This window comes from Candidatus Zixiibacteriota bacterium, assembly GCA_022865345.1.
In the GTDB taxonomy this organism is placed as follows: domain Bacteria; phylum Zixibacteria; class MSB-5A5; order MSB-5A5; family RBG-16-43-9; genus RBG-16-43-9.
In genome coordinates, this window is record JALHSU010000066.1 from 1 (window position 1) to 13,197 (window position 13,197).

Below are 13,197 nucleotides of genomic sequence, written 5' to 3' on the forward strand. Positions count from 1 at the left end.
AGTATCTTATAATGTGAAATTAATTTACCAATCATAACGTATTACGCTCAGTTCTCGAACTCATCCCCTTTCCCCTTCTCTTAAAAAGAGAAGGGGAATACAAGTCCCTCTCTTCTTAAGAGAGGGATTTAGGGTGAGTTCATCAAGTGGTATCATCTCCAAGTCAAAGTTCATTCATTTACACCTCGTACCTCCGGTTTCATCTGGGGAAAGAATATCACATCCCGAATCGAGGTTGAATTGGTAAAGAGCATCACCAGCCTGTCGATTCCGATTCCCAGTCCGCCAGTGGGTGGCATACCATATTCCATCGCTTTCAGAAAATCCTCGTCTAGATCCTGTGCTTCTTCATCCCCCATCTGCTTAAATTTAGCCTGCTGTTCGAACCTTTCCCTTTGATCCAGAGGGTCATTCAACTCTGAGAAAGCGTTCATCAGCTCAGCTCCGGCAATAAATCCTTCAAATCTTTCTGTTAAACCTTCTTTCTGACGGTGCTTTTTGGCAAAGGGAGACATCTCCACCGGATAATCCAGAATAAATGTCGGCTGGATAAGATTCGGCTGAACTTTTTGTTCAAATATAGACTCTATCACTTTCCCGATGCGGATGGATGAATCGCTCTTAATTCCCAACTCTTGCGCAAATTCCCTCACCTTTTTTTCTTCTTCTCCAGAAAGGTCAACTCCGGTATATTTTTCAATCGACTCCCAGAATGAAATCCTTCTCCAGGGAGGCATCAAATCTATTTCCTCATTCTGAAATTTAATTTTATTTGTTTGAAAAAGCTCCGAGGAGATGAAATTGAAAAGCTTCTCGCATAGCTCCATTATGTCGTTATAATCCGCATAAGCCTGATAAAGCTCTAACATTGTGAACTCAGGATTATGATTCTTATCCATCCCTTCATTTCTGAAATCTTTGCAAACCTCGTATACCTTTTCCAATCCGCCTATTATGAGCCTTTTTAGATAAAGCTCATCTGCAATTCTCAGATATAAATCGATGCCCAGGGCATTATGATGGGTAATGAATGGTCTGGCAAAAGCTCCTCCGTACACCGGCTGTAATACCGGAGTCTCAACTTCCAGGAACCCCTGATCATCCAAGAACTTTCTGATGGAGGATAAAATCTTAGTCCGCTGGATGAAAGTATCCTTTACTTCAGGATTGGCAATCAAATCCAGATATCTCTGCCTGTACCTGAGCTCCTTGTCCTGAAGCCCGTGCCATTTCTCGGGCAGAGGATGAAGCGATTTGGAAAGTAGCTGGAAATTCTCTGCCCGTACGGTTTTCTCACCGGTGCGAGTCTTGAAGACTTTTCCCGTAACCCCGATGAAATCGCCAATGTCAAAAAGCTCGAAAAGCTTATACTTTTCCTCTCCCACTTCATCTGATTTCAGGTATACCTGTATTTTCCCATCTCCATCCAGGATATGGAAAAATGCGCTCTTGCCGTGCGACCGCAGGGAGATTATCCTTCCGCAAACGCTGACTAGAGTGGCTTCTGCTTCTAATTTCTCAAAAATGTCGTAAATCTCTTTCGAGGTATAGGTTCTTTTAAAAACATAAGGATAAGGGTTGATCTTCTTCTCCTGCAGTGCCTTGAGCTTTTCCCGGCGATGCAAGAGCAGTTGGCTTAAATCCTGTTCTGGTTTGGATTGTTCAGACAATTTTTTTCTCCTTTAAACAAAATTTTCTGAGTTAACCTTCTGGCGGAATATAAAGAAAACCCTTTTGGGTGTCAAGGATTTCAAAATACAATGACGGGTGACAAATGACTGATGATAAATAAAAGATGGAAAATGAATGACAAATTTGTTCCCTCTCCTCTCAGGAGAGGGAATGGGTGAGATCAAAAGGATGTAGGGGCGTATTGCAATACGCCCCTACAAAAAAATCGGGAGAAGATCCTACCACAGCGGGATTTCGCTTAGCTCAACGAGCTCTTCCCCTGCGAAAAACTCATTAGAGGTCATCCTGAGCGAAAGCGAAGGATCTGCAGATTCTTCAGTCGTCCATTTGGACTCCCTCAGAATGACATTCTCTTAGCTCCTAATTCCTCACCCAATCTCGAGGCCCCGATAAATCCCGCATTATTTCCTAATTTTGCTTTTACGATTTTTAAATTCTTAGTAGCTGAAGGAAAAGCCCTCGTTTTTATCTCTTTCTCAATCATCTTGAAGAAATTCCTACCCGCAGACAGAGCCACCCCACCACCAACCACCACAATCTCCGGATTAATTAGATTTACGGCACTGGAAAGAGCCGTACCCAGATAATAAGCAGTCTCCTGAATAACCTTTTGAGAAACTTTATCCTTTAACCTCTCAGCCAGAAATAAATCTTTCGCCTTTAATCTATTCAGATTATCCTGAGTAAGTTGATAAAGAATCGAAGCACTGTTTTTTTTCAGAAGCTCCTTTGCCCTTTTTATCATAGCAGGCTCAGAGGCATACATCTCCACACATCCATAATTTCCGCAGTGACATCTGACCCCATCATAGCAGATAGTCGTATGCCCAAACTCAGGTCCCACAAAAGAGGATCCGCGAAAAAGCTTTCCCTTGAGGATTATACCGCTTCCTATTCCAGTCCCCAGAGTAATGCAGATGCAATTATCAAAACCTTTTGCCGCCCCGAATTTGTATTCAGCCAGAGCCATCACATTGGCATCGTTGTCAATATAAACCGGATGATGATAAAATCCCTTCAGATATTTTCTCAGATAAAAATCCGCCAGAAAAGGCAGATTAGGAGGTATTCCGACAATTTTCCCTTTGGGGAGATCAACTGTCCCTGGAACACCTATCCCTATACTGTTTATATTAAGTTTACTTTGTTTAGCCGAAACCAGCAGAGAATCAATCCCTTTTCTCAGATTGCGTAGAACCCCTTTTTTGCCTGAAGCTTTACCAGAAGGAATTATCCCACAGGTCATTATTCTGCCTGAAGAAGAGACAATCCCATATTTGATGTTAGACCCCCCGATGTCGGCGCCTATGTTGAATTTATTTTTCATCCAATGACTGGAGTATAAAGCTTTAGCTTTATTATTTTACCTCTGAAGCTCTGGTAAACCTAAAGGTTTACACTATTAGTGGTGTCAGGAGTTACCTCCTGATACCTGTTTTCCCTGTCGGGTGGTAACACCCGACAGCACAGCAAAAACCTGAAGGTTCACACTCTACCACTTCTGATATTATCCTTTGACTTTATTATACTTTTCCACCCCTTTTGCCAGAATCCTCATCGCCTTTTTCAAATCCTCCACGTTCAAAACGTAGGCGATTCTGGCTTCATCCTTTCCCATCCCTTTGCTGGCATAAAATCCTGGACCTGGGGCTATCATTGTTGTGGCTCCGTCTAAGGAGAAATCTGAAAGCATCCACCTGGCAAAATCCTCAATATCCTTTACCGGGAATTTTGCCATTATGTAAAAAGCACCAGAGGGTTTCTGGCAGAAGACCCCAGGGATCTTCATCAGCTCAGCATAACAGGTATCTCTTCTCCTTTTGTATTCATCTGCCATTGCCAAGAAATAATCCTCTGGCAAACCTAACGCACCTATGGCACCATACTGTTCGATCGAAGGGGAGCAAAGTCGGGATTGACCTAATTTCAAAGCGGTATCTGTAATCTCTTTGTTCTTGGAAACCAGACATCCTATCCGGGCGCCGCAGGCGCTGTATCTTTTGGAAATCGAATCTAAAAGAATAGCTCTATCTTCGATCCCTTCTATATGCATTATGCTGGTATGAACCCCTTCGTAGATGAACTCCCGATATACCTCGTCTGAAAGGAAAAACAGGTCATATTTTTTCGCCAGTTCAGCAATGGTCTCCATTTCCTGCCTTGTAAATACTGTGCCTGTAGGATTATTAGGAGTGGCCAGTAAAATCCCTCTGGTCTTACTGGTTATCTTTTTCTCGATTGCTTTTTTTTCTGGAAGATGATAGCCATTCTCCGCCTTAGTGGGAATTGGAACTAAATTTATGTCCGCCATCCGGGCAAAACTGTTATAATTAGTGTAAAAAGGCTCAAACACGATAATCTCCTCACCCACGTCTGAAATACAGATCATGGCAAAGATCAGAGCTTCGCTCCCTCCAGTCGTGATCTGAATGTTTTCTGGCTGGACAAAGATATTTTTTCTTTCATAATATTCCACCATGCTCTGGATGAGCCGGATGTCTCCTTTTGAGTTGCCATATGCCAGAACCTTATTCGGGTAGTTCTTGATAGCATTCCAAAACTCTACTGGTGTAGGAATGTCCGGCTGTCCGATGTTTAGATGATAGACTTTGACTCCTTTCTTTTTGATTTCATCTGCCAGAGGTATCAGCTTCCTGATGGGAGAGGCCGGCATTTCCTTCCCTCTCTTAGAGACTTTGGGTTTTGTAAGAGGCATATATTCTCCTTTATAAAACAAGAAAATTTATAACGCTTGTGAACAATTTAACAAACAAATTTTTATCTGTCAATTGAAAAGGGAGTTAAATTGTAGGGGCGGGATGTCCCTACGCCTCTATGTGGCATCATCAAGTAGGATGCATTCCTTATCAGTTTGTAGAGACGCATCGCTATGCGTCTCTACACGGCATCGTCACGGACGATGCACTCCACATCTGAACCTCCCCTTAATCCCCTCCTTAGAAAGGAGGGGATCTTATTATCCCTCTCCTTTTCAAGGAGAGGGTCAGGGTGAGGTTCTTTGCCTGTTCTCAAAATGCGATTCTCGCGCATTTTTTTTCTACCAATTCTATTTGACAAAAGAAAAACTTTATATTAATATATTTGCTTAAACTGTTAGGAATCATCTGTATGAGCACAAGCGAATTACCCAAACAATACAACCCCAAGACAGTTGAGGATAAATGGTATTCTTACTGGCTGAAGGGCAAATTCTTTTCACCTAATCTTTCTGATCACAAGCCATTTTATAGCGTGGTCATCCCGCCTCCTAATGTGACTGACATTTTACACTTAGGACACGGGCTGAACAACACCCTTCAGGATATTCTGATTCGCTGGAAAAGGATGCAGGGTTATGAGACCGAATGGCTGCCCGGAATCGACCATGCTGGAATTGCCACCCAGGTGGTTATCGAGAAGAATTTAGCCAAAGAAAGAAAAACCCGTCAGCAGATCGGAAGAGAGGCTTTCGTAAAGTTAGCCTGGGAATGGAAAAAGAAAAACGGTGAGGCGATTTTAAACCAGCTCAAAAAAATCGGCTGTTCCTGTGATTGGGACAGAACCAGGTTCACCTTGGACGAAGGTCTGTCCAGAGCGGTATTGGAAGTTTTCGAGCATCTCTATAAAAAAGGTTTGATCTATAGAGGCAAGTATATCATCAACTGGTGTCCCAGATGTCTGACCTCCCTTTCAGATGATGAGACTGAAAGAAAAGAGGAGGATGGAAGCCTCTGGTATATCAAATACAAGCTCAAAGGGGAAGATAATTACATCACAGTTGCCACTACCCGTCCTGAGACTATGTTAGGCGATACCGCAGTAGCGGTAAATCCCAAGGATAAGCGGTATAAGAAACTCGTGGGAAAGTTTGCCATACTTCCTATTCTGGACAGGGAACTACTCATAATCGCAGACGATTACGTTGACCCGGAATTTGGAACCGGCGCGGTGAAGGTAACTCCAGCTCATGATATTAATGATTTCGAAGTGGGAAACCGGCATAAGTTGGAAAGGATTGTGGTTATAGGTCCTGACGGCAAGATGACCAAGGATGCAGGCAAGTTCGCGGGAATGGACCGTTACAAATGCCGCAAGGCCTTAGTGGCTGAGCTAAAGAAGAAAGTCCTGCTGGAAAAAATTGAGCCTTACAAAGTTCCTTTGAGCACCTGCTACAGGTGCAATACTACGATCGAGCCTTATCTTTCAGAGCAATGGTTCGTGAAGATGAAACCCTTAGCCGAGCCAGCCATCCAGGCAGTGAAAAGCGGAAAGGTGAAGTTTTACCCTGAGCACTGGGCAAAAGTCTACCTCAACTGGATGGAAAATATCCGGGACTGGTGTATCTCCCGCCAGCTCTGGTGGGGGCACCGTATTCCGGTCTGGTATTGTCTGGATTGCAATGAGGTCATTGTCGCAAAGACCCAACCCTCAGAGTGCCCGAAATGTAAAAGCAAGAACTTGAAGCGGGACGAGGACGTTTTAGATACCTGGTTTTCATCCTGGCTCTGGCCCTTTTCCACTTTTGGCTGGCCGGAAAAGACTAAAGAACTTGAAAGTTTCTATCCGACCAAAGCCCTTTTCACAGCTTCGGAGATAATCTTTCTCTGGGTAGCCCGGATGGTGATGGCAGGTCTGGAGTTTATGGGCGAGGTTCCTTTTTACGACGTTTACATTCACGGGACTGTACGGGATGCCAATGGCGTGAAGATGAGCAAATCCCTGGGCAATGGGATCGACCCTCTGGAGATAATCGGAAAATACGGTGCGGATTCTTTGAGGCTTTCGATGATCCTGGTCACGCCGGAAGGACAGGACCCTTGCATCTCTGTGAACACTTTTGAGATCGGCAGGAACTTTGTCAATAAACTATGGAATGCCTACCGCTTCATCCGTATGAACCTGGTAGACACAGACATTGCAGGGTTTCTGAATACGTTTGGTCCCCTAACGAAATTGGCACGTCCCGCCCATATGAAACCTGAGAGCTGGGAGGACACATGGATTGTGAGTAGGTTAAATCAGGTTATAAACGAAGTGACAAAACAGATGGAAAATTACAGATTTAATTCTGCCGCCAAAACCCTGTATGATTTTGTCTGGCATGACTTCTGCGATTGGTATTTAGAAATGAAGAAGACCACGTTTCGTTTACCTCAGAAAGATTCAACTCAAAACAGGACTGTTTTCTTGCTTTTCTTACTGGACAACATCCTGAAACTCCTTCACCCCTTTATCCCCTTTGCGACTGAAGAGATTTATCATGACCTTTATTCTTCGAAAGTGGATGATTTTGAGCACAGTTTGATGAAAGTATCCTGGCCTGAACACGACCCCTCTCTGGTGAATCTGGACCTGGAAAAATCGATGGAACTGGTCCAGGAGGTGGTTACCTCAGTCAGGAATATCCGCTCTGAGATGAATATTCCCCCGGTCAAAAAGCTGAGCGTTTACCTGAAGGTGGAGAAAAAAGAGACTCAAAAGCTTCTGGAGGAAAATAAAGATCATATCCTTACCCTGGGAAGGATAGAGAAATTGGAAGTGGGGATCAGGACCAAAAAACCCAGGTTCTCTGCTACTGCAGTGGCTAAGGATTTTGAGGCATACATACCATTGGAAGGACTTATCGATATAGATACGGAAAGAAAAAAATTGGAGGAGGAGATTTCCAGATTAAAAGAGCTTTTGGTTGGAGTTGACCGGAAGTTAGCCAATGAGGACTTCCTGAAAAAAGCCCCTGCCCAGATTGTGCAGAAGGAGAAGAACAAAAATGAAGATTACCAGAAGCTCATAGAGAAGTTGGAAAAAAACTTGGAAGGATTAGTAGGCTGGTGAAATAAAAACCACTTTCATTTGTATTATCTATAGAAAGAAGGTGAGAATATGATAAGAAAAGTTGTCTTTGGAATGGCCATATTTTTTCTTCTGGCTTTATCTGTATTGGGACAGGAAAGAAATATATCCCTGACCATTTATAACCAGGACCTGGCTTTGGTAAAAGACACCAGGGACCTTTCCTTTGTCTCCGGCAGGAACGAAATCAAGTTCACTGAAGTGGCGGAAAAAATCGACCCGACCTCAGTTCATTTTCAGGTGCTCAGCGCTCCTGATAAGATCTACCTTCTGGAACAAAACTACCAGTATGACCTGGTAAGCTCGGATAAGATTCTGGAAAAGTATTTAGATAAGAACATCCAGATTTTGACTAAAGATGGAAAGTTCTACGAAGGCACGCTTCTCTCCTACGCGCCGGATAATCTTACGCTCAGAGAAAAAGAAAACTCCATTAGAATTGTGAACCGGGCTCAGGTCATCGACCTTTCCTTTCCGAAACTGCCCGAGGGCTTGATCACCCGTCCGACCTTAGTCTGGCTTTTAGACAGTAAGATACAGGGAAAACAAAAAACCGAGGTAAGCTACCTTACCTCCGGCATAAACTGGCATGCCGAATATGTAGCAGTCGCGGATAAGGATGATAGGAACTTAGAGCTTTCCGGCTGGGTCTCCATTGATAACCGCTCTGGCGCAACTTATCCGGATGCTAAGTTGAAGCTGATAGCAGGAGAAGTCCACCGGGTTGAAGAGAGAGTTGTGAGACCCTTGTACAAGGGTGAGGCTGAAATGGCTTTGGGAATGGCTCGTGCTACTTTTGAAGAGAAACCGTTTTTCGAATACCATCTCTATACCCTTCAATTCCCCAGCACGGTGAAAGATAATGAAATCAAGCAAATCTCTTTATTCCCCAACTCTACAGTCAGGGTCAAAAAGATTTATGTCTATGACGGAGCCAGAGACCCAAAGAAGGTTAAAGTCAACTTAGAGTTTATGAATTCAAAAGCTGAAGGGTTAGGAATGCCCCTGCCAAAAGGAAAGATACGGGTTTATAAAGTCGACGTTGACAAGTCTATGGAATTTGTGGGAGAAGACCAGATCGACCATACTCCTAAGGACGAAAAAGTAAGGGTCTACGTAGGGGATGCCTTTGACATAGTGGGAGAAAGGACCAGAACCAACTTTCAGAAGATCAGCGACAACGTTATGGAGGAGACTTACCAGATCAAACTGAGAAACCACAAAGAGGAAAAAGTCGAAGTCACTGTGGTTGAGCACCTTTACCCCTACACCAACTGGGAGATTTCAGAGAATAATTTCAAATATGAGAAGAAAGATGCCAGCACCATCGAATTCAAGATTCCGCTTGAAAAAAACCAGGAACAAATCGTAAATTATAAGGTGAGATACAGCAGTTAGACTTGAGAATTTAACCGTGGAAAATTAAAAAAAAACTTAAAAAAGGAGTGCCTATGCGGTTTTTCAAAGTGGCTTTGACCCTGTTCTTTCTCTTTATGGTTGGTGCCTGTTCCCAGGCCCAGCAGATGTCCAGAGACGTTTACAAAACCTCAGCCAAGATCGAGCTCAAGCTGAAAAATCCGGATTACGATCGGGTGATTGAACTTTTGGAAAAGGCAAAAACCGATTACCCGGATGACCCTGAGATCTGGTTCTTGTTAGGTAAGGTTTACGGGATTAAACACCGGACCAAAGATATGATTGGGGCTTTTGCCCAGGCTGATAAAGCAGGTCTGAAGGGAAAAGAAAAGGAGGAGATGAAAACAATTCTCGAAAACACATGGGTAACCACTGTCAATCTGGGTGTGGACTATGTCAATAAAGTCCGTTCTGTGGATAGATATGCTGAACAGATAACTTCTAACTGGTCTAACTACGCAATCTATACTGATTCCCTGCAGTTGATCTCTGCGGAGTATAACAACCTCGCTTATAACTGGAAAAACTATACTTCAGCTCAGGAGTTAATCTCCCCTCTGGAAAAGCTGAAGGAGGACTTGTACAAAAAAGCCATGGACCAATATGAGCTGGTCATGCAGATTGACTCTACCCGGTTCGAGCCTTTTGTAAATGGAGCCTTTGCCGCCTCAAAATTGAATCAACCTGAAAAAACTTTGAGCTATCTTAAAAAAGCTTATGAGTTAGAGCCATATAATATTAACGTTCTCAATAACTACTTAGCATCCCTGTTAAATAATAAAAACTACGAAGAAGCCTTGAAGATTTCAGGGGAACTATTGGACATCTTAGACATATTACCGATCTTAAAGAAAAATCCTAATGACTTAAATGCTCTCTTATTACGGGCAAACATCTTGGATAGACTTGGCAGACATCATGAGGCTAAGGAGGTTTATGAAAAAATTATAGAACAAGACATTGATACCAAAGATCTCTATGTTAATGTCCTTTTTAACCGCGCTATCATCCTTGACAAGCTTGGCAAAGAAAAAGAGACCATGGAGATTTATGACAAGATCATCCAGCAAGACCCTAACTCCAAGGATGTCCACTTCAACCGGGGCTTCCTATATTTGAATAAAACCAGCCAAATCGCTAAGCAGTTAATTGCTCTCCGCGATTCCCTGGAGAACAACCCTAAAGACCAGGCGCTGATAGGCAGATCCAAGAAACTGATCGATGAGCAAAAAGATTATTTCCATAAAGCTGAATTGGATTTCAAAAGAGTCCACGAATTGGCTCCAGATGACCTGGAAGCTATGAGGCTTTTAGGATATTGTTATCTAAATCAGGACGAAACAGACGATGCCATAAATGTGCTGGAAGCTTTAACCAAAAGAGAGCCGGATAACAAAGATGCCTGGAGTTATTTGAGCATCGCCTATGCCAAAAAGGGTATGGTTGATAAGGCAAAAGAGGCAGAGAAAAAAGCCCAGTAGCTGTAAAGAAAAAAACCTATCTATGAATAAATCTGTAGGGGCGTATTGCAATACGCCCCTATAAATTTTGTCATTTCATTTCAGATGTAGAGACGCATCGAATGCGTCTCCTTTTTATTCCTGACTTTCTTTATAGATCCGTAGACCCGACTTGCCCTCAAGTCGGGCCTGTAAAGTGCTCTCGTCGAAAGAATTCTGTTTGTTTTTCATAAATCAAAGACCCACGTTGAGGGCAACGTGGGTCTAAATTTTCTTGCGTAGAGACGCATCAAATGCGTCTCCTTTTTATTCCTGCACCTCAGAATAACTGCAATTGAAGACGGTCTTATACTTTTGACTCGCTTTTGACCCTTGATTCCGGCTCAGCTCTTCGGTCTTTGTATCCGGCTTGACTTTTTCTTCGGTCCGAATATTTAATTCGAGTACCTGTTCTTCTTTATTCATTTCTTACCCCTCCTTCTAGCGGGATTGGCTAGTAAAAACTCCTTGTCCAAGAACTTCAGAATGATAAGCTCCTTTATCTGAAAAGATAAATCCTCTTTTTGCCAGCCTAAAGTCTGAGCCAGTTTCTGTGGTGAGAAATAGAGCTCCGGTTCCTCATAAAGAGATTTTGCCAGCCGAATCGAGTTAGTATGTTCAGGAGAAATATTCCCCTTCCAGACCAGTTCTTTCATCATCTTCACTGCTAAATTCGAGGAAAAAGTTGCCACTCTTTTATCTTTACATTCAATAAAGAGATCGAAACGGTTGGACGGGTTCTGGTAGCCGCAGGTCAGACCAGTACACGATTTCATCTGCCCGACAGTGGCCTGGAGGTCTATGATCATATGTTCGACCAGATGAGCTAAATCGGTTATCCCTCCTACGCTTTGAAAAGGCGACTCTTTTTTCCCATCATTGAAAACGGTTCCTCCTAAGAAATTAGCCCAGCATTTATGTTTTTGAAGATTGGGCAGAAAACCTGCGACTTTCTTATAGATATTTCCGAAATCCAGTTCCTTATCTTCGGGAGTGAAGACATCCAGAACCAGGTTCAGCTTCAAGCAGCTATTTTTGAACAAAATGCTTAAACCTTCAAGCTCCGGAAACCTGCCAAAACTCAGGCTTACGATCTGCAAAACTCACCTCCTTTTAATAAAAATCAGTCGACCTTAAATATATCGGCAGATTTGAAATTTACCTCAATGCCTGATTTTTTTGGTGATTTCGTGGGGGGGCGGCGTTTACTTTGCTCAGCGAGGATGTTATCATCCTCGCTAATACCTGCTCGGTCAGCTAAAATCTGGTAGCCGCAGGCTTTAGCCTGCGCTTTTTCGCAGAAGTGACGAAGTAACCCGAACGCGTAGCTCAGCCTTCAGGGCTGAGCCAGTGGTTTATCATATCCCCACGTTGAGGGCAACGTGGGTCTACAGAGGTCAATTGAAAACCTTGAATCGGTAGTCCCGACTTGCCCTCAAGGCGGGTTAAGATGAATTTGTTCTGGGTATTTCTTTTCGGGCCAAAATCTGGGCTTTCCTCAAAGGCTCAGGCAGGCGGTATTTAGTGCAGCAGTGAAGGATGATTTTCGACGACGAGTCGACGGAAATCTTATTACCTGGAGAAACGAAAATCGGTTTGGTGTTGTTCCTGCTTCTTAAAGCGATTCCAACTTTTTCTTTTCCTTCAAATATATACTCGTATGAATCTTTTCTCTTTTTCGGTTCGGAATAATTTCTTGTCAAAGCTCTTTTAGAACAGGCAATGGTAGGAATATCCAGCAGAATCCCCAGATGAGTTGCCAGCCCGACCTTTCTGGGATGAGCAGTCCCTCTGCCTGGAAAGATGAGTAAGTCGGGGAGTCCGACTTTTTCTAAAATAGACAATATCGCAGGCCCACAGGAAAAAGCAAAATAGTTCGGGGTATATGGAAATAAGAGAGGAAATTTCCCGGAGACAGAGTCGAGTTTTTTTAAATCCGGAAAAGTGAACCTAACTATGGATACGGCTAAATTTGAAGGTTTGAAATTTATCCCCACCCCGGCTACTACTCTGATTTTCTGAAATCGATCTTCTGTTATAATATATCTTGCAAGCCGCTCTTGAATTCTCTGAGCCTCATCTAAGCTTGCGTCCCACGAGTGAGAGTGAAATATACGCATATGTTTACCTTATTTATGCAGGAATCTCTGAGAAGCCTGTATCTGCGGGGCTATTCCCGCCAAAGGCGGGACGCCTACGAGCACTATTTTTCGTCCGAATTTGGATCCTGTGGATAGGTCGGGCACCCTTGCCCGACTGCACGCTTTCATTGTATATAGCCATCTAATCTATGAAGACCATGCTTCTTTGCCATATTCAAAGCATCGTTATACTCTTGAGAGGTAATCCTCCGATCTAAAGCAGGAAAATCTTTTGCTCCGTATGCGGGATGATATTGATCCATCAAATTGACGTAAGAATTCTCCGAAAGCTCAGAAGCTATGAATTTCATTACTTCCTCTGTTCCGGCTAAGTTTTCCGGAAGGACCAGGTGACGGATGATAAGACCGCGCCGAGCAACTCCTTTCTTATCTGTAATGAGGTCTCCAGTCTGTCTGTGCATCTCCCGTAGGGCAGATTTTGCCACCTCTGGATAATCCGGAGCATCAGATAATTTTTTGGCTACTTCCGGATCAGAATATTTGAAATCAGGCATATAGATGTCAAATACCCCGTCTAAAAATTTCAGAGTTGATACCAGGTCATATCCTCCGGTGTTGTAAACCAGAGGCAAATCCAG

At 43.3% G+C, this 13,197-nt stretch carries 10 protein-coding genes; 3 read left to right on the forward strand and 7 right to left on the reverse strand.

The window, feature by feature from the left end; genetic code table 11:
* Positions 1-170: 170 nt before the first annotated feature.
* The 3 genes from lysS to MUP17_02910 form a co-directional block, all read right to left on the reverse strand.
* A complete protein-coding gene (lysS, locus tag MUP17_02900; protein MCJ7457923.1) occupies positions 171-1,670 on the reverse strand; it encodes a lysine--tRNA ligase in 1,500 nt (499 codons plus the stop codon).
* A 359-nt stretch (positions 1,671-2,029) separates the two neighbouring features.
* Positions 2,030-3,019 (reverse strand): ROK family protein, encoded by a 990-nt coding sequence (locus MUP17_02905; protein MCJ7457924.1) that lies wholly within the window; start codon positions 3,017-3,019, stop codon positions 2,030-2,032.
* Between the two features lie 180 nt (positions 3,020-3,199).
* Positions 3,200-4,408 (reverse strand): pyridoxal phosphate-dependent aminotransferase, encoded by a 1,209-nt coding sequence (locus MUP17_02910; protein ID MCJ7457925.1) that lies wholly within the window; start codon positions 4,406-4,408, stop codon positions 3,200-3,202.
* A gap of 413 nt (positions 4,409-4,821) precedes the next feature.
* On the opposite strand from MUP17_02910, the gene MUP17_02915 reads away from it, so the two are divergent.
* From MUP17_02915 to MUP17_02925, 3 genes are read left to right on the forward strand one after another with little or no spacing between them, the layout of a single operon-like run.
* The gene (locus MUP17_02915) at positions 4,822-7,524 is read left to right on the forward strand and encodes a valine--tRNA ligase (GenBank protein ID MCJ7457926.1); all 2,703 of its coding nucleotides are present in this window, start codon (positions 4,822-4,824) and stop codon (positions 7,522-7,524) included.
* A gap of 48 nt (positions 7,525-7,572) precedes the next feature.
* The gene (locus MUP17_02920) at positions 7,573-8,940 is read left to right on the forward strand and encodes a hypothetical protein (protein MCJ7457927.1); all 1,368 of its coding nucleotides are present in this window, start codon (positions 7,573-7,575) and stop codon (positions 8,938-8,940) included.
* 53 nt (positions 8,941-8,993) lie between these two features.
* Positions 8,994-10,439, forward strand: coding sequence for a tetratricopeptide repeat protein (locus MUP17_02925; protein MCJ7457928.1), 1,446 nt, complete (start codon positions 8,994-8,996; stop codon positions 10,437-10,439).
* A 285-nt stretch (positions 10,440-10,724) separates the two neighbouring features.
* Here the strand turns inward: MUP17_02925 and MUP17_02930 are convergent, their stop codons facing one another.
* From MUP17_02930 to MUP17_02945, 4 genes are all read right to left on the reverse strand, one after another.
* Positions 10,725-10,883 carry a hypothetical protein gene (locus MUP17_02930; GenBank protein ID MCJ7457929.1) on the reverse strand — a complete coding sequence of 53 codons (159 nt, stop codon included), beginning with the start codon at positions 10,881-10,883 and terminating at the stop codon, positions 10,725-10,727.
* Positions 10,880-11,557, reverse strand: coding sequence for a hypothetical protein (locus MUP17_02935; protein ID MCJ7457930.1), 678 nt, complete (start codon positions 11,555-11,557; stop codon positions 10,880-10,882). Before MUP17_02935 ends, MUP17_02930 begins: the two co-directional genes overlap by 4 nt.
* A 345-nt stretch (positions 11,558-11,902) precedes the next feature.
* Positions 11,903-12,577, reverse strand: coding sequence for an endonuclease V (locus MUP17_02940; GenBank protein MCJ7457931.1), 675 nt, complete (start codon positions 12,575-12,577; stop codon positions 11,903-11,905).
* A 146-nt stretch (positions 12,578-12,723) separates the two neighbouring features.
* A partial coding sequence (locus tag MUP17_02945) for a radical SAM protein (GenBank protein ID MCJ7457932.1) occupies positions 12,724-13,197 on the reverse strand: 474 nt, incomplete at its 5' end.

Bases quoted from the DNA above. Each gene is read 5' to 3' on its own strand.
- MUP17_02905 (MCJ7457924.1), bottom strand. From the start codon at position 3,019: ATGAAAAATAAATTCAACATAGGCGCCGACATCGGGGGGTCTAACATC.
- MUP17_02910 (MCJ7457925.1), bottom strand. From the start codon at position 4,408: ATGCCTCTTACAAAACCCAAAGTCTCTAAGAGAGGGAAGGAAATGCCG.
- MUP17_02915 (MCJ7457926.1), top strand. From the start codon at position 4,822: ATGAGCACAAGCGAATTACCCAAACAATACAACCCCAAGACAGTTGAG.
- MUP17_02920 (MCJ7457927.1), top strand. From the start codon at position 7,573: ATGATAAGAAAAGTTGTCTTTGGAATGGCCATATTTTTTCTTCTGGCT.
- MUP17_02925 (MCJ7457928.1), top strand. From the start codon at position 8,994: ATGCGGTTTTTCAAAGTGGCTTTGACCCTGTTCTTTCTCTTTATGGTT.
- MUP17_02930 (MCJ7457929.1), bottom strand. From the start codon at position 10,883: ATGAATAAAGAAGAACAGGTACTCGAATTAAATATTCGGACCGAAGAA.
- MUP17_02940 (MCJ7457931.1), bottom strand. From the start codon at position 12,577: ATGCGTATATTTCACTCTCACTCGTGGGACGCAAGCTTAGATGAGGCT.